At 62.1% G+C, this 16,931-nt stretch carries 15 protein-coding genes; 10 read left to right on the forward strand and 5 right to left on the reverse strand.

The window, feature by feature from the left end; all coding sequences use genetic code 11:
• Positions 1 to 141: 141 nt before the first annotated feature.
• Both F0A16_RS15390 and F0A16_RS15395 read right to left on the reverse strand, forming a co-directional pair.
• On the reverse strand, positions 142 to 657 hold the full coding sequence (locus F0A16_RS15390; protein ID WP_149436292.1) for an invasion associated locus B family protein: 516 nt from the start codon (positions 655 to 657) through the stop codon (positions 142 to 144).
• 83 nt (positions 658 to 740) lie between these two features.
• Positions 741 to 1,226 carry an Lrp/AsnC family transcriptional regulator gene (locus F0A16_RS15395; RefSeq protein WP_149436293.1) on the reverse strand — a complete coding sequence of 162 codons (486 nt, stop codon included), beginning with the start codon at positions 1,224 to 1,226 and terminating at the stop codon, positions 741 to 743.
• 256 nt (positions 1,227 to 1,482) lie between these two features.
• Here F0A16_RS15395 and F0A16_RS15400 point away from each other — a divergent pair, with 256 nt between their 5' ends.
• A complete protein-coding gene (locus F0A16_RS15400; protein ID WP_149436294.1) occupies positions 1,483 to 3,186 on the forward strand; it encodes a 2-isopropylmalate synthase in 1,704 nt (567 codons plus the stop codon).
• Between the two features lie 96 nt (positions 3,187 to 3,282).
• Here F0A16_RS15400 and F0A16_RS15405 read toward each other — a convergent pair whose 3' ends face one another.
• Complete coding sequence (locus F0A16_RS15405; RefSeq protein WP_239023853.1) at positions 3,283 to 4,134, reverse strand: formate/nitrite transporter family protein; 852 nt, start codon at positions 4,132 to 4,134, stop codon at positions 3,283 to 3,285.
• Between the two features lie 132 nt (positions 4,135 to 4,266).
• Between F0A16_RS15405 and F0A16_RS15410 the strand changes: the two genes are divergently transcribed.
• From F0A16_RS15410 to F0A16_RS15425, 4 genes are all read left to right on the forward strand, one after another.
• Positions 4,267 to 4,962: an MgtC/SapB family protein gene (locus tag F0A16_RS15410; protein WP_149436296.1), complete on the forward strand. Its 696-nt coding sequence runs from the start codon at positions 4,267 to 4,269 to the stop codon at positions 4,960 to 4,962.
• A 69-nt stretch (positions 4,963 to 5,031) separates the two neighbouring features.
• Positions 5,032 to 6,222: a multidrug effflux MFS transporter gene (locus tag F0A16_RS15415; protein WP_149436297.1), complete on the forward strand. Its 1,191-nt coding sequence runs from the start codon at positions 5,032 to 5,034 to the stop codon at positions 6,220 to 6,222.
• 254 nt (positions 6,223 to 6,476) lie between these two features.
• Positions 6,477 to 7,400 carry a lipid kinase YegS gene (gene yegS, locus F0A16_RS15420; protein WP_149436298.1) on the forward strand — a complete coding sequence of 308 codons (924 nt, stop codon included), beginning with the start codon at positions 6,477 to 6,479 and terminating at the stop codon, positions 7,398 to 7,400.
• 63 nt (positions 7,401 to 7,463) lie between these two features.
• Positions 7,464 to 7,904, forward strand: a complete 441-nt coding sequence (locus F0A16_RS15425; RefSeq protein WP_149436299.1) for a nucleoside deaminase — start codon at positions 7,464 to 7,466, stop codon at positions 7,902 to 7,904.
• A 134-nt stretch (positions 7,905 to 8,038) separates the two neighbouring features.
• Here the strand turns inward: F0A16_RS15425 and F0A16_RS15430 are convergent, their stop codons facing one another.
• Positions 8,039 to 8,245 (reverse strand): cold-shock protein, encoded by a 207-nt coding sequence (locus tag F0A16_RS15430; RefSeq protein WP_110600936.1) that lies wholly within the window; start codon positions 8,243 to 8,245, stop codon positions 8,039 to 8,041.
• Positions 8,246 to 8,851: 606 nt separating this feature from the next.
• On the opposite strand from F0A16_RS15430, the gene F0A16_RS15435 reads away from it, so the two are divergent.
• On the forward strand, positions 8,852 to 9,268 hold the full coding sequence (locus tag F0A16_RS15435) for an NINE protein (protein WP_149436300.1): 417 nt from the start codon (positions 8,852 to 8,854) through the stop codon (positions 9,266 to 9,268).
• A gap of 219 nt (positions 9,269 to 9,487) precedes the next feature.
• On the opposite strand, the gene F0A16_RS15440 is transcribed toward F0A16_RS15435, so the two are convergent.
• Positions 9,488 to 11,464, reverse strand: coding sequence for a transglycosylase SLT domain-containing protein (locus F0A16_RS15440; protein ID WP_149436301.1), 1,977 nt, complete (start codon positions 11,462 to 11,464; stop codon positions 9,488 to 9,490).
• Between the two features lie 299 nt (positions 11,465 to 11,763).
• Here F0A16_RS15440 and F0A16_RS15445 point away from each other — a divergent pair, with 299 nt between their 5' ends.
• The 4 genes from F0A16_RS15445 (at position 11,764) to F0A16_RS15460 (ending at position 16,733) form a co-directional block, all read left to right on the forward strand.
• Positions 11,764 to 12,099, forward strand: coding sequence for a YkvA family protein (locus tag F0A16_RS15445; RefSeq protein WP_239023854.1), 336 nt, complete (start codon positions 11,764 to 11,766; stop codon positions 12,097 to 12,099).
• A gap of 106 nt (positions 12,100 to 12,205) precedes the next feature.
• Entirely contained in the window at positions 12,206 to 14,104 is a 1,899-nt protein-coding gene (gene htpG, locus F0A16_RS15450; RefSeq protein WP_149436302.1) for a molecular chaperone HtpG, read from the forward strand.
• A gap of 152 nt (positions 14,105 to 14,256) precedes the next feature.
• Positions 14,257 to 15,135: a glucosaminidase domain-containing protein gene (locus F0A16_RS15455; protein WP_149436303.1), complete on the forward strand. Its 879-nt coding sequence runs from the start codon at positions 14,257 to 14,259 to the stop codon at positions 15,133 to 15,135.
• 137 nt (positions 15,136 to 15,272) lie between these two features.
• Positions 15,273 to 16,733, forward strand: coding sequence for a protein adenylyltransferase SelO (locus F0A16_RS15460; RefSeq protein WP_149436304.1), 1,461 nt, complete (start codon positions 15,273 to 15,275; stop codon positions 16,731 to 16,733).
• The last annotated feature ends 198 nt before the right edge of the window (positions 16,734 to 16,931 follow it).

Here is a 16,931-nt window from a genome sequence, read left to right on the forward strand (position 1 = left end):
ACCCGGCGTTACGCTCTCCACAATTGCGCAATCGTCTAATGGGGGGAAGTCGACCAGCGCCGACGCTGCGCCGTCGGGACCGGACCGTCGCTGCGGCCAGGACAGGCCCGGCGCGCCGGGCCTGGCATCTGGCGGGGCCCTTTACTGCGAGGCGATGCGCTGGCTGGCGCTGGTGAAGCCCATCAGCGACAGGTCCATGTCGAGCCGCTTGCCGTCGGGGGCGATGGCGCTGACGGTGGCCTGGTTGCCGCCGCGCAGCTGGGCGAGCAGCTGCGGCGACAGCGCCAGATTGGCGCGGCAGCCTTGTTGCAGGCAGACCTGATAGGGCATGCCCACCGGTTCGTTGTCGTCCACCTGCAGCTGGATACCCGGCGCCAGACGCACGCCCAGCGGCAGCAGGAAGACCATGACCGGACCGTCGGCCTGGGCCGGAAGTCCGACCATGGCGCGCATCAGCGGCTCGTCGCTGTCCGGGTTGCTGACCATCTGGCTCATCACGCAGCTCTGGCGCTCACCGCTCTTGGGACAGCGCACTTCCCAGGACTGGAATTGCTCGGTATCGACCTGTGGTTCGTTCGGCTGCTGAGCCTGCGCCGGCGTCAGGATGGCGGCGGCCAGCGGCAGCAGCGAGGCGAGCAGGGTACGGCGAAAAGACATGGCATTTTCCTGTGTTGTGATCGGTCGCGCGTCGTCGTGCATGAGTATGGTCCAATTCGCGCGGTGTGGGGCGGTCCTGTCGGTCAGAGCTCCACCGGCACGCCGCGATTTTCGAACACTGGACGCAGCACGAAGTTGGAGTGGACGCCGGAGACGCCCTCGATCGGCGTGATGTGCTGCAGCAGAAGCTGCTGATAGCCGTCCATGTCCTCGACCCGGATCTTGAGCTGATAGTCGACCTCCTGGCCGGTGATCATCAGGCACTCCTGTACCTGGGGCAGCGCCGCCACCTGGCGCTCGAAGTTGGCGAAGCGCTCGGGGGTGTGGCGATCCATGGAGATGTGCACCAGCGCCATCAGCCGATAACCCAGCTGCCGCGCGTCGACCAGGGCGCGGTAACCGAGGATCAGCCCGCTCTCCTCCAGCGCGCGCAGGCGACGCAGGCAGGGCGAGGGCGAGAGTCCGATGCGCTCGGCCAGTTCCTGGTTGCTGATCCGGCCTTCCTGCTGGATCAGTTCAAGGATGCGTCGGTCGTAGCGATCGAGTGCAAGGGGTTGTGGGACTTTCATTGGCAATATCTGCCTGTAAGTTTTTACGGGTTGGCAGATTATGCCATCAAGTGGCGAAAAAGATCGATCTTCGCAATGTCCTGTCGGCTCAAAAGCCTTACACTGTTTCTGCTGCCACAAGCAGCTTCGGGCCGGCCTCCACATCCGGGGGCCGGCCCTCGTGTCCGCCGCGATCCGCGGTGGCTCAACAGCGGGGCTCGCTCCAGCGGCGCGCCCTAGGATCCTTCGGCTCTTTCACCTCGTCAGGATGGTTGCCATGTCTGCTTTCGATCATCGCGCCTTTGATCACAGAAAATACCGCCCGGCTCCCCGGGTCCCCGCCTTCGACCGCCAGTGGCCGGATCGTGATCTCGATCACGCGCCGATCTGGGTGAGCGAAGACCTGCGCGATGGCAATCAGGCGCTACTGGAACCGATGAGCGTCGAGCAGAAGAAGCGATTCTGGCACCAGATCGTCAAGGTGGGCATCAAGGAGGTGATGGTCGGATTCCCCTCGGCGAGCCAGCCCGACTACGACTTCGTGCGCTGGTTGATCGAGGATGACCAGATTCCCGACGACGTGACCATCGCCGTGCTGGTGCAGTGTCGCGAGCACCTCATCGAGAAGACCTTCGAGTCGCTGGTCGGTGCCAAGCGCGCCATCGTCCACCTCTACAACTCCACCTCGACGGTCCAGCGCGAGCGGGTGTTCGAGATGGATCGCGATGGCATCGTCGACATCGCGGTGCAGGGCGCCACCTGGGTCAAGACCTACGCCGAGCGCTATCCGGAAGTGGAGTGGCGGTTCGAATACACGCCCGAAAGCTTCTCCAGCACGGAAATCGACTTCTCGCTGCGGATCTGCGAAGCGGTCATGGACGTCTGGCAGCCGACACCCGACAACAAGTGCATCCTCAACCTGCCGACCACGGTGGAAGTGGCGGGGCCGCATCATCACGCCGATCAGATCGAGTACTTCTGCCAGCACATCAGGGATCGCGACAGCGTCATCATCTCGATTCACACCCACAACGATCGCGGCGGGGCGGTGGCCTCCGCGGAGCTGGCCTTGCTGGCCGGGGCCGAGCGCGTCGAGGGCACGCTGCTGGGCAACGGCGAGCGCACCGGCAACATGGACATCGTCACGCTGGCGATGAACCTCTACAGCCAGGGGATCGATCCGGAACTCGACCTGTCGCGGCCGGACGAGATCATCGAAGTGGTCAACGAGTGCACCAACATCCCGATTCACCCGCGCCACCCCTGGGTCGGCGAGATGGTCTACACCGCCTTTTCGGGCAGCCACCAGGACGCGATCCGCAAGTCGCTCAAGAAGCAGCGGCCGGACGAGCCGTGGCAGGTCGCTTATCTGCCCATCGATCCGCATGACATCGGTCGCGACTATCAGGCGGTGATTCGGGTCAACAGCCAATCCGGCAAGGGCGGCATGGCGTTCCTGCTCGAGCGCGACTACGGCATCAGCCTGCCGCGCTGGATGATGCTGGCGCTGGCGCCCCACGTGCAGCAGGAGAGCGAGAAGCGGGCCAGCGAACTCTCCAGCGAGATCATTCGCCAAGTGATGTTCGACCGGTTCACCTGCGAGTCACCGCTGTCGCTGGCCGACTATCGTCTTTCCAAAGGGCAGGACGAAGGCATCGAGGTGACCCTGTGGCAGGGCGCCGAGACGCTGCGTCTCGCCGGCAAGGGCAACGGCGCGATGTCCTCCTTCACTGATGCGTGGCAGAAGCATTCCGGCGTCAGCGTCGGCATCATCGACTACGCGGAGCACTCGCTGGGTGGCGACAGCGAGGCCAACGCCATCGCCTTCGTCCAGCTCAACGTCGACGGGCAACGCGTCTGCGCCGTCGCCGAGGACAGCGACACCGTCAGTGCCTCGCTCAAGGCGATCCTCTCCGGGATCAATCTGGCATCCACGACCACCGAGTCCCGCCAAGCCCGCGAGACCGAGCGGACGATTTGAGCCCCAAGCGATTCCAGCGACAATACAAGACGGGGCGCCAAAGTGGCGCCCCGTTTGCGTTGCCGTGCTCGATAGGCGGCGATGGTGTGGCAAGACTCAACGATCGCTGTCGCTGCGGATCTGCGCGTGGCTGATCAGGGCGAAGATGAAGGTGCCGCCGACGACATTGCCGAGCAGGGTCGGGAAGCCGAAGTGGAACAGGTATTCCGACCAGCCGGCGTGGCCGGAGAAGACCAGGTACATCACCTCGGTGGAGCCGACGATGATATGCGTGAACTCGCCGATCGCGACGAGGTAGGTCACGATCAGGATGACCCAGATCTTGGCGCTTCCCGCGCTGGGCAGCAGCCAGACCATGGTCGCGATCATCCACCCGGCCACGATGCCCTTGGCGAACATCTGCATCGGCGTGTTCTCGAGGATGTGCTCGCCCAGCGCGAGGAATGCCTCGTGGGTCTGCATCGAGAAGATCGGCAGTGCCAGAATGGCCCAGGCGGAGACGGCGACGCCGACCAGGTTGCCCACCAGCACCACGCCCCAGAGCCGGAGCAGGCACACGAACTTGCCGAGCCTGGGCTGGCTCATCACGGGAAGCACTGCCGTCACGGTATTCTCGGTGAAGAGCTGCTGGCGGGCCATGATGACCACCAGGAACCCCACCGTGTAGCCCAGTGACTCGACCAGGAACCCGACGTCGTTGTCCGGCAGGTGCGCGCGCAGCAGGCCCTTCGCCAGCATCGAGAAACTCATCGAGAGGCCGGCGGCGATGGCGGACCAGAGCAGGGCCGATACGGTCCGGCTCAGCTCCGTTTCCCCCTCCTCCCGGATGGATTCATGCACGGCAGCGGCGCGGGAGGGCAGTTCCTCGCCGTTGAGCTGGAGATCGTGCTCATCGTCGTCGTCTTTAGCCACCCGGCTGGGCGGGGTGAGATGGTGGCGTTTGCTCAAGCGGTCATTCCTCGTCAGCTGAAAAGTGGCGGAGCGGGGGCGGCGAAAATCACCGCCGAGGCCTCTGCGATCGATGTTCACAGGCGCTATGCTTGAACGATAGTCGTAAATGCGACAAGGAGATAGCCAACGATGTCGCCGGAATCCTGGACGATGCTGATGCACTTGGGGATGGCCTGGCTGGCGGGAAGCCTGATCGGGCTGGAGCGGACCTTTCATGGGCGGCCGGCGGGCTTCCGTACCCATGCGCTGGTCTGCGTATCGTCGGCGCTGCTGATGATGGTCACGATGTATCAGTGGCAATGGCTGGGCACGGAGGTGCCGGAAACGACCGTTCGCACCGATCCCACCCGAATGGCTCAAGGGATCATGACCGGGATCGGGTTTCTGGGCGCTGGCGTGATTTTCAAGGAGGGGTTGACGGTTCGGGGGCTGACCACGGCCGCTTCGATCTGGATCACTTCCACGCTGGGCATTCTCTATGGCATCGGTTTTCTGTTCCCGGCAATGGTGGCGACCGCGGTCACCTTGCTGACGCTCTCTCTTTTCCGGGTAGTGGAGGGCCGCATGCCTAGCCGGATCTTTGCCCGCTGCATCCTGCGTTTCGACAGTCACAGCGTGATGTCCGAGCCGCAGATTCATGACCTGATGGCGTCTCACCGATTCAGGGTCGAGAGCTTGAGCTACCGCACGCGCGACGACGGTCGGCAGTTCGAATACCGCATGATGTTGCGAACGCATGACCGTAAGTACATTCCGCCACTGGCCGCCGATCTGCGCGACCACGATCGCCTGCTTGAGTTCCAGCTCTCCCCCACGGGAGATTGATATCGAGAATGGTTGTCATTCCCCCGTCAATCGATAGAGTAGGCGCTCCTGAATAGTGGCGAGGCAGTCATGCAGCAACGCGAAGGACGTCCGGCTTTCTGGATCTTGATGGGCGCGGTCATGCTGTCGCCACTGGCAATTGACATTTATCTGCCGGCGTTGACCGCGATGGCGGATGAATTCGGTCGTTCCCATGCTGCCTTGCAACTGACGATCACTCTGTTTCTGATGAGCGTCGGCGTCGGGCAGCTCATGGTCGGTCCGTTGACCGACCGTTTCGGGCGCCGTCCCGTGCTGCTGGGAGGTGCTGCCATCTACATGGTCGCGGCGCTGATCGGCATGTCTGCCGTGTCGATAGAGATGCTGTACGCTTCCCGCGTACTCCAGGGGTTCGGTGCCTGTGCCGCCGTCACCGTGGCCTTTGCGGCAGTACGTGACAGCTATACCCCAACCGAGGGAGCCAGGCTCTATAGTTATCTCAATGGTTCACTGACGCTGGTGCCGTCGTTGGCACCGGTATTGGGCGGAGCGCTGACAGTGGCGTTGGGGTGGCGCAGCAACTTTGCCTTCATGACCGGGTTTGCGGGATCGCTGTGGTTGGGTGCCTATTGGCGCTTCGGAGAGACACGGCCCCATGGCACTCCGATCGAACGGCGACTCTATCGCTGGTCACGCTATCGTCCAGTGTTGGTCCATCGGCGGTTTCTCTACTATGCCATTCTCGTCAGCACGATGATGGCGGCCATTCTCGTCTATGTGTCTGCGGCGCCGGTGGTGATGATGGATCGGCTACGACAGCCGGAGTGGGTCTTCAGCGTGTGGTTTGGCGGCAATGCGCTGGTCAGCACCGTGGCGTTCTTCATCGTGCCCCGGTTGATGGCGCGATGGGGTCGGAAACCGACCGTGCAGCGGGGGCTGGTCGTCGTCGTGGGCGGAGGCGCCCTGATCGCTTGCCTGTACTGGGGCCTGCCGGTTTCCGTGCTCACTTTCATGGGGCCCGTGGCGGTGTTGTCGGTGGGCTTTTCGATGGTGCTCGGGGCCGCGGCTAGCCTGGCGCTGGAACCGTTCCCGGAGCGGGCGGGAACGGCGGCGGCGCTGCTGGGCGCCATTCAACTGGGTGGCGGCGCTTCGCTGGCAACCCTATTGCTGATCACGCCGTTGGCACCACAGATGTCTCTGGCATTGATATGTTGTGGCGCAGGTGCGGCGCTGTGGGCGGCGGGAAGAGGGGGGGCGGACGATGTCGCCTCCAGCGGGTGACCTGGTCCATGGAGAGAGTTTGCCGTGCTGTTGTCACAGCCATGCCAACCGGCCTCTCTCTTGCACCCGATTAGCCGTCGCCATGCGACCTATGAGGCGGAACGGGGTGTCGTTGCGTTGGCGTGAGGTTTAACACGTCGAATATCGGGGCGCCGCCAACGCGCTAGAATGAGCGGGTTTGTCGTAACGACAGCGCGAGACATTACGGCACGGCCGAGATGAGTCGACCGGCCTCGGGAAAGGACAAGACAGGTATGGCCAGTCCTGGCAAGGAAAGCACATGGTTGATTCTCAACGGGAAATCGGCGCAACAGCCCGAGATCCGGGATGCGGTCGAGCATCTGCGCCGCCAAGGTCACGATCTTCAGGTTCGAGTCACCTGGGAGGGTGGCGATGGCGTCTGGCTGGTGGATAGTGCGGTGGCTGGTGGCGCCTCGCGAATCATTGCTGGCGGCGGCGACGGCTCGATCAACGAGATCGTCGCCGGGCTGATGCGCCAGCCTCCGGAGCGGCGCCCGGCGCTGGGTATTCTGCCGCTGGGAAGTGCCAACGACTTCGCCCATGGCCTGAACCTGCCGATGGGACCGCGTGATGCCCTGGCGTTGGCTCTGACCGGCAGCATTCGGCCGGTGGACGTCGGCAAGCTAGATGACGAGGCGTTCGTCAATGTGGCGTCAGGCGGGTTCGGTGCCGAAATCACCACATCCACGCCGGTGGGGTTGAAGCGGCTGCTGGGCGGTGGAGCCTATTCGTTGATGGGCATGTTGAAAGCGTGGAATTATCAGCCCTTCGAAGGTCACATGCGATGGCCGGAGGGAGAAGCGCGCGTTCCGCTCTTCATGCTGGCCATCGGTAACGGATGCCAGGCCGGCGGCGGGCAGCGCTTGGCGCCCTCCGCGAGGTTGGATGATGGTCTGCTTGAATTGCTGTTCGTGCGTCACTTCAACTCCCTGGGTGAGCTGAAACGCATCATCGACGAGCTCGAGAATCTTCCTCAGGATGGGGAATTCGTGCGCTATCTTCGCGTGCCGTGGGTCGAGTTCGACAGCGACGGTGCCTTTCCTCTCAATCTCGATGGTGAACCACGCCGGTACGAGCACTTCCGGGCATCGCTCGATCGCGAGGCTTTGCCGCTGGTGGTTCCCGAAAACTGTCCCTTGCTACGCCGCGCCGGTTGATATCGACCGGCGCGCGATGGGGAGCGTCATAAATCGGTCAATGTGCTAAAGGAAGGGCTCGACATGGATGACTTCATGCAGGCAGCGGTCGAACAGGCGAGGCGTAGTCTTGACGAGGGGGGCGTCCCGATCGGGTCCGTCCTGGTCCACCGGGGAGAGATCATCGGGCAGGGACACAATCGGCGTCAGCAGAGAAGGAGCGCCATTCTCCATGGAGAGATGGACGCGCTGGAAAATGCCGGTCGCCTGCCTGCCTCTGTCTACCGGGATTCGACCCTCTACACGACGCTGTCGCCATGCTCGATGTGTAGCGGCGCGATTCTGCTCTACGGCATACCCAGGGTCATCGTTGGCGAGAATCAAACTTTCATGGGTGAAGAGGCGCTGCTCAGGGCGCGTGGCGTCGAGGTCGAAGTCCTCGATGATCCGGTTTGCCGAGAGTTGATGTCACGGTTCATCGCCGCGCATCCGGAGGTTTGGCACGAGGATATCGGCGAACCCTGAGAATCGGGAGGGCAGGGCGCTCCCGGCTGACGGGGGGGCGTCACACGCATTAAAAAGCCCACCATCCGGTGGGCTTTGCTCAAGGCGGTGAAACGCTTGGAATCGATCCCTGCGTCTGGAACCTTTGGCCGGATTTAGCCAGCAACCTTGATATTGGCGGCCTGAAGGCCTTTCTTGCCCTGAGTGACGTCGAAGGTAACCTTCTGGCCGTCCTGCAGAGTTTTGAAGCCTTCTGCCTGAATTTCGGAGAAGTGCGCGAACAGATCATCGCCGCCGTCATCGGGCGAGATGAAACCGTAGCCTTTAGTGTCGTTGAACCATTTGACAGTGCCAGTTGCCATTGTCGATATCCTTAACTTGCATAGTGATGTACCCGAGCCTCCCGGGGGATGCCCGAAATGCGTGGTCAGACTAGGGGGGAATGCGCACTAGGAGTTCGACGAGATCGACTAACAACTGACGACATTCTACCTGCAAACCTACGCAACGGATGTTGCATTGGGGGATATACCTCGTCAAGCATCTGAAGACTTGACTTTGGTAGTATCGTTTCCCATGCCCCGCTCACAAACCATAGATGGAAAATTTAGGCACGTCTACAGCCCACCAACCCCTTTTTTCCGGGCTGATCGCGTCACACGGTATGGTTTTATTAACCCTTTTTAAGAAGATTGACAGAAAACCGTCATACTAGTCCTGAGAGATGACGTTGCTGGCGAGGAATGATCGGACTTTGCCGTCAGGAGTAGCAGGTACGTCTTCCTAAATTCGAAGACGTAGCAGGTATTTCGGCCGACATCGTGGCCGAGCCGCAGTCCCGCAACACGGCTATGTATCGTGTCGGCGACCTTGGGTAAGCTGTCGCTCGCTGCTTTTGGGCGCGCCAGCGCACAAAGCCCGCGCCGGTCAGTGGTTTTCAAACATCAAACGAGTCAGGAGCAACGCGCGTGGCACAACACGGTTTGAGTCTCAACGACACGCACAGCAAGGTCATCGGTTACCTGTTATGGATTTTCGGGTTCACTGGAGCCCATCGGTTCTATTACGGCAAACCCGTGACAGGCACGATCTGGTTTCTGACGCTGGGACTGTTCGGGATCGGCTGGTTGATCGACCTGTTCCTGATCCCCGGCATGGATCGCCAGGCTGACTTGCGTTTCCGGGCCGGGCCGACCAGTTACACCTTGGCCTGGATCCTGCTGACGTTTCTGGGGGTATTCGGCATTCACCGCATGTACATGGGGAAGTGGATTACCGGACTGATCTATCTGGTGACCGGCGGCTTGTTCCTGATCGGGATTCTCTACGATTTCTGGACGCTCAACGATCAGATCTCGTTGAAGCACGCCCGTCGCGGCCTTTGACCGATCCATCCAGGCTGAATGTCACGACGTCACAAGGAGATGGCGTATGTCGAAGCGAATGAAGCTCACCGATATCCTCGAAACACTCGACCGCCAGGTCGAGGATGAGACGATTCGGCTAGCGCCACGGGCCCCTTCAACCCGAATCGCCTCGTCCGTCCTGAATTTGGTACTCCCTTCCAGGACGGACGGGCGTTGCGTTAGCGCAGTGGGAGCGGTTCAGTTCCGGGCGATCAGGGTCGGGTCGTAATTCCCCTGGCGCTCGGCCTGGGAGAGCATGGCGACGCCTTGCGTATCGCCCTGTTTGGCCAAACTCTCGAAAATGACCCGGTAGGCCAGTACGGCCTGTACGTAGTCCCGGGTTTCCCGGAAAGGGATGCTCTCGACGAAGCGGTCGAATTCGCGCGGTGCGCTGGCCAGCCATCGATCCACGCGTTGAGGGCCGGCGTTGTAGGCCGCCGTCGCCGCGATCCGGTTGCCGCGATAGCGCTCCAGCATCGAGTGGATGTAGGTGCTGCCGAGACGGATGTTGGTCTGGGGCTCGAAAAGCTCCGAGGTGCTGGGGGCGCTGATGCCGAGATTGCGGGCGACGTGGTCGGCGGTACCTGGCATCAACTGCATCAGTCCGCGCGCTCCCACGGGGGATGTCGCCTGCGGGTTGAAGGCACTCTCGCGCCTTGCGATGCCCATCAGCAGATAGGGGTCAACCTGGTTGACCTCGCCCCACTTGATGAACGAGTCGCGATAGGCCGCCGGAAAGCGCCAGGGCAAGGCGTCCCACTGCTTCGCTGCAATGGTGGTCTGTATCGCCATGCCAAACCAGCCCTGGCGAATCGCGTAGTCGGCCAGCGCCTTGGCCTGGTCCGGCGTGTCGCGAGTGGCGGCGGTATACCACTCGCTGCGAGCCAGGCCCTCTTCACCGATACGCATCAGTGCCTCGGTGCGCTTCACTACCGGCAGCATGCCCGTCAGTTCCTGCTGCAACGTCGAGACTTGGGTGTTGGCCATCTGTAGTTGATAGGGTTGCCCCAAACGGTCGGCGGCGGCAAAGCCGAAAAAGCTGCGATCCTGTGCGGCCAACTGGTAGGCCTGACGCGCCTGGGCCTCTTCTCCCATTTCTTCGCTGGCGCGTCCGAGCCAGTATTGCCAATGAGCCTCCGCACGCACGTCCGGCGGGAGCGCTTCGCTCCAGCGCGCGACATTGGACCAATTGCCCTCGGTGACCGCATTGCGAATGCGTAGCTCGATCAGGTCGGCGTCCGCGAGACGCGGCAGCGTCGTGTCGACCCAGCCCTGATTGTTGTCGACGTCGCGAACCATGGAATAGAACGCCAGATCGTGTTCGATCCGGTGACGTCGCTCCTCGCTGAGCGAGACGTGGGGGGCGATCTTGCGCCAGGCCTCCAGCGATGCTTCGGTATCGGCGCGAGTCAGTCCATGCATGGCGGCGGCAATCAGTGCACCACTGGCCTCGCCGTCGGGCCCCAGGTCTAGCGGAACCTGGGTGACCCCGGCGTAATTGCCGCGGACGCTATCGAAGCTGTCGATGGCGCGCTGCCAGGAGTCGTCGAGGCCGCGCTCGAGATAGGTGACCAGCCCGGCCTGACCGTTCTCCCACGCCAGCATCATGCGTTCCCAGGTGTCCTCGTCGGTCAGCACGCCGCGTTGCTGAAGCGTCGAGAACAGGGTGTCGCAGGCTTCGGGTTGGGAGGCACCAACGTGCCACAGCTTCTCTCCGCCCGCCGCGGCCTGGGCCGGATCGCGGTCGAGAAGCGCGGTGTAGTAGTAGCACTGCCGGATGGTGGCGGAGGGTTCGCCATCGCTGATGGCCAGCAGGTCGTCGAAGCGTCCCAACTGGCCGAAGCGGGTCTGGGCGGCGCCGCGCATCCAGTCCGCAAGCGGGGAGTCGCCATGGCGAACGATGAAGTCGTTGACCTCCGCCGCCGACGCGCTGGAGAGCCGGGCGCGAAGCCTGTGGTACTCCACGTAACCGGCCAGCACATGGTCCTGTATGGCGGCCTGATCGATATCGTCCCAGCGACGATCGCGGGCAGCGTCCAGCGCCTGCTTCATGGCTCGGTCGTCATCGGTGCTGACGTCGGGCGACGTCACGACGGCTTGGGCACCGGTGCTCAAGCCCATGGCGCCGGCCAGGCACCAGCTCAACCAACGTCTGCGAATGGGCAATGCGGGCATTGGGTCTCTCTCTTTTTCAAAGCGCTCGTCGCCGAACGCTGCTGGTCTGATCGGGCTGCGGTCGACGACGTCTCTCCTGCGAGGCCGTACCGGCGGCGCCGGTGGAAGACGTGGCGCCGCGGCCGGGCCGTCCGCCAGGAGCTGGTCGACTCATGGCGCCCATCGTCGCCGATGGGGGGCGACTTGGGTAGCCCCGTTTCACAACGCCAACGTTGAATCCTGGTCGAATCGTGACCATCTACAGGGACAGGTGACGGCGCTTGCGCCATCTCCCCCAATCCATCACTAGAGGTTCGACCATGAATCCCTGGCGTTTCGTGACCCAGCTCTCTCGTCTCAAGCAACGTGGCGGCGCCTTGGCCCGGATCGGACGAGCGTTTCGCGTCTTCGGGCCCATGAGCATGGACGTCTTTCGTGGACGCTACCGTCCCGTCCCGTGGGCGGCCTTCGGGTGGATGGCGCTGGCGCTGGTCTATCTGGTGTCCCCGCTGGACCTGATCCCCGACTTCCTGATGATCGTCGGGCTCGTCGATGACGTCTTCATCGTCGGATGGTTGCTGACGCGAGTCGACCGGGCGATGGGAGATTATCGACGCTGGAAGGGCATCGATGACGAGGAAGTCGTCGTAGACTGAACGCGCTTCCCGGAAGCTTGGCTTGAAATGGGGCTGGCCAGCCCCATATCGCTGAGCACCCCAATTTCGTTCGTCTTTATTTCGTAACAGCGTCAAGAGGCCATCAATGACCACCGCGACTCAAGAAGAAACACTAGGCTTTCAGACCGAGGTCAAGCAGCTTCTCCATTTGATGATCCACTCCTTGTACTCCAACCGGGAGATTTTCCTGCGTGAGCTGATTTCCAACTCGGCGGATGCCTGCGACAAGCTGCGCTACGAGGCGCTGGAGAACGACGGTCTCTACGCCGGCGACGCCGAACTGCGCATCGAGATCGAGCACGACGCCGGGGCAGGCACAGTTACCGTGCGCGATACCGGCATCGGCATGAACCGCGACGAGGTGATCCAGAACCTGGGTACGATCGCCAAGAGCGGCACCGCGGACTTCCTCAAGCAGCTCTCCGGTGAAAAGCAGAAAGACGCCAAGTTGATCGGCCAGTTCGGTGTGGGCTTCTACTCCGGGTTCATTGTCGCCGACGAGATGGTCGTGCGCACGCGTCGTGCCGACAGCGATCAGGGTGTCGAGTGGCGCTCGAAAGGCGAGGGCGAGTTCACCATTGCCGACATCGACTACCCCCAGCGCGGTACCGAGATCGTGCTTCATCTGAAGGATGACGCCAAGGAGTTCGCCGACGACTTCCGGCTCAAGAATCTGGTTCGCAAATACTCGGATCACATCGATGTGCCGGTGCGGATGCCCAAGGTCGAAAAGGCCCGCGACGAAGAGGGCAACGAGATCGAAGGCAGCGAGACCGTCAGTTGGGAGACCGTCAACGAGGCGACCGCGCTGTGGGTGCGCCCCAAGGCCGAGATCGGCGACGACGAGTACAAGGCGTTCTACAAGCATATCGCTCACGACTTCAGCGACCCGCTGATCTGGAGCCACAACAAGGTCGAAGGCAAGCTCGAGTACACCAGCCTGCTTTACGTACCGGAGCGTGCCCCGTTCGATCTCTATCAGCGTGACGGCGTGCGCGGGCTCAAGCTTTACGTCCAGCGCGTGTTCATCATGGACGATGCCGAGGCCTTCCTGCCGCTCTATCTGCGCTTCGTCAAGGGCGTGCTGGATTCCCGCGATCTGCCGTTGAACGTTTCTCGCGAGTTACTGCAGAAATCGCCGCAGGTCGACTCGATGAAGTCGGCGTTGACCAAGCGTGCGTTGGACATGCTCAAGAAGCTGTCGAAGGACAAGGAGGCCTATCAGACCTTCTGGAACACCTTCGGCGATGTGCTGAAGGAAGGTCCGGCGGAGGATTACGCCAACCGCGACAAGATCTCGGGGCTGCTGCGTTTCTCGACCACGCATACCGACAGCGCGACGCAGGACCAGTCGCTGGTGGATTACGTCGAGCGTATGAAGGAGGGCCAGAAGAAGATCTATTACATCGTGGCGGATGGCTTCAACGCGGCCAGCCACAGCCCGCACCTGGAGATCTTCCGCAAGAAGGGTATCGAGGTCCTGCTGCTGCATGATCGTATCGACGAGTGGCTGATGAGCCATCTGACCGAGTTCGACGGAAAGTCGTTTGCCGATGTCGCCAAGGGCGACCTGGAACTCGACGACATGGCCGATGAAGCCGAGAAGCAGGCTCAGGAAGAGACGGCCAAGTCGAAGGAAGAGTTGGTCAAGCGAGTGAAGGAGGTGCTGGGAGACAACGTTCAGGAGGTGCGAGTCACTCATCGTCTGACGGATTCGCCAGCCTGCGTGGTCCTTCCGGAGCACGAGATGGGCTTCCAGATGCGCCGCATGATGGAGGCCGCCGGTCAGCCGTTGCCGGAGGTGAAACCGATTCTCGAGCTCAACCCGGAACACGGCCTCGTGTCACGTCTCGAAAGCACCGAGGGGAGCAATTTCGACGATCTGGCGCATATCCTGCTGGATCAGGCGGTCATCGCCGAGGGTGGACACCTCGACGATCCGGCGGCCTACGTCAAGCGCCTCAACCTGCTGCTAAGTGCCTGATCGACATGACCTGATTGGCCCTTGCCAGTATGACGGCCGGCTTGCAAAGCCGGCCGTCGTTCGTTTTGAAACAGCGTTTTTGCACGTTCTTTCCACAACCTTGAGGCTAATTGCTGTTAACCTGCCGTCTTCTTTCAAATGGGGGAGCGAGTATGTCGCGATCCTTTCCATCGTTTTCCAGCCGCCGTCAGTGTCGCCAACGCGCCCGACCCGATCGCCTGCGGCGAGCCATGGCCGCGATTACCGGCGGCATCCTGATGCTGGGTGTCGCGATATTTCCGATAGCATCTTCAGCCGAGTCGCTATCCGAAACCGTAACGACCCTCGATGCCCGTATTCAGCCACCGGCGCTGGATCCCGTCAACGAGCTGCCCAATCTGAATGAGATCAAGGCGGGGCCCGAGCGCAAGGCGGCCTTTTTGAGCATGCTGGTGCCTCTGGTGCAGGCCGAGAACGCCCGCATTCAAAGCGATCGCAACTGGCTGGTGGGGGTGCGCTCCCGGATCAACCCGATGAGGCCGGACGAAAAGCGACGCCTGGCTCGGCTGTGCGACGACTACGGCGTCACTTGCGCGCCGGGAGAGATCAGTCAGGTGCTGTTGTCGCGGGTCAATACCGTGCCGCTGGAGATGGTGGTGATCCAGGCTGTCGAGGAGTCCGGCTGGGGGACCTCCAGGCTGGCTCGTGAAAGCAACAATCTGTTCGGCATGCGCTGTTTCAGCAAGGGGTGCGGTATCGCGCAACGCGGCACCTCACGACGTTTTCAGATATTCGATAGCGTCCGCGATGGTGTCGGTGCCTATCTGCATAACCTGAATACCCATCGAGCCTACGCCCAACTGCGCGACCAGCGCGCCGCGCTTGCCGCCAGGGGCAAGTCCATCTCCGCGGAGAAGTTGATCGGCACGTTGCACAACTACTCGACATCATCCAACTACCAGCAGCAGCTGTTGTCGCTATTGCGCACCAACGGTGAGCTGATCCGGGACCATGGCATCGACGATCCGTTCGCGTCAGGCAGCCCGGCCTGATTCGTCAGGTCGAGTCTCTTGCCCGAACCGGTCCTCGCGAGCACTACCGGGCGAAATCGCCGGGTAGCGCTGGGTCGTGTGTGACCGGTCATTTGGGCTAGACTACAGCCACTTCCCGCCAACCCGAGGAGGCCGCCATGGCCAGCGCGACATCCCTCGAGTCACTGACCTTCGATAATGTCTGGTCTCGCTTTCCCCAGGATTTCTTCAGCCGGGTGAGCCCGACTCCGTGGCGCGATACCCGGCTGCTCGACATCAGCCCAGCGGGCGCCGCGCGGCTGGGACTGGAGGTGGACGATATCGATCGGGATCGATTGACCGCATTGATAAGCGGCGAGCGCCTGCTGGACGGCATGGAGCCGCTGGCCCAGAAGTACACCGGTCATCAGTTCGGAACCTACAACCCGGCGCTCGGTGACGGGCGCGGCCTGCTGCTGGGCGAGGCGATGACTTCGCAGGGGCCGATCGACCTGCATCTCAAGGGCGCCGGCCAGACACCCTACTCGCGCTTCGGCGACGGCCGCGCGGTGCTGCGCTCCTCGATTCGCGAATATCTGGCCGGGGAGGCGATGACCGGGCTCAAGATCCCGACCACGCAGGCGTTGGCGGTTGCCATCAATGGCGAGAAGGTGATGCGGGAGCGTGTCGAACCTGGCGCGACCCTGCTGCGACTGGCCGAGAGTCACGTCCGCTTCGGTCACTTCGAATGGCTCTACCAGCAGCAGCGGGTAGAGGATCTCGAGCGGCTGATGCGGCATGTCATCGATCGCCATCGCCCGAACTTGGCCCATCAGGACGCCCCGTTGGAAGCCCTGTTCCAGGACGTGGTCACGCGGACGGCAGAACTGATCGCCCGCTGGCAGGCGTACGGTTTCGTGCATGCGGTGATGAATACCGACAACATGTCGATCCTGGGACTGACGCTGGACTATGGTCCCTATGCGTTCATGGATCGCTTCGAGTCCAACCTGACCCCCAACCACACCGATACCTCAGGCCGCTACGCCTTCGACCAGCAGCCTGGCGTGGCGCTATGGAACCTGACCGTGCTGGGGCAGTCGCTGACGCCGTTGATCGAGGTGGAGCGCTTGCGCGAGATTCTCGACAGCTACGAGCCGACGCTGCAGGCGGCCTACGCCATCCTGATGCGCGGACGGCTGGGCCTCGAGACCGAGCAGGAGGGCGATGGCGAGCTGATCGACGAGTGGTTGAGACTGCTGGAGAGTTCGCGGGCCGACTTTCATCGCAGCTTCCGCGCGTTGAGCGAGCGCGACGTCGTCGGTGGTCTGTCGCTGAGCGCCGAGATCGAGAGTCCGGAGCTCGACAGCTGGCTGGAGCGGTATCGCCGGCGTCTGGACCAGGAATCCCGTGGAGACACCGAGCGGCTGGCGGCCATGCGCCGGGTCAACCCGCTCTATATCTTGCGTACGCATCTGGCGCAGCAGGTGATCGAGGCGGCGGAGGAGGGCGATACGCGTCCGCTGGCGACGTTCCGTGAGCTGCTGTCGGCCCCATCCGTTCGTCGACCCGGCATGGAAATCTGGAGCGAAGCGCCATCAGCTAGCGCACCGCCCGTGTGTCTCTCCTGTTCGTCATGATCGATTCTCGCGATGGCTGAATGCCGGTTCTCGAGCCGGCATTTTTGAGTGATAAGTCATTCATTATAAGTTCGATAATGGAAATCACGGGTTCGAATTTTAACATTGAAAACATAAGCTTGGTGCGTTTTTTAAACATAATGATTTGGTTATGCCTACCATAAATTATTGATCGGGTTGGTTTTTTCCTAATCACTT

It is taken from the genome of Salinicola corii (genome assembly GCF_008298015.1).
GTDB classification, from domain to species: Bacteria; Pseudomonadota; Gammaproteobacteria; order Pseudomonadales; family Halomonadaceae; genus Salinicola; species Salinicola corii.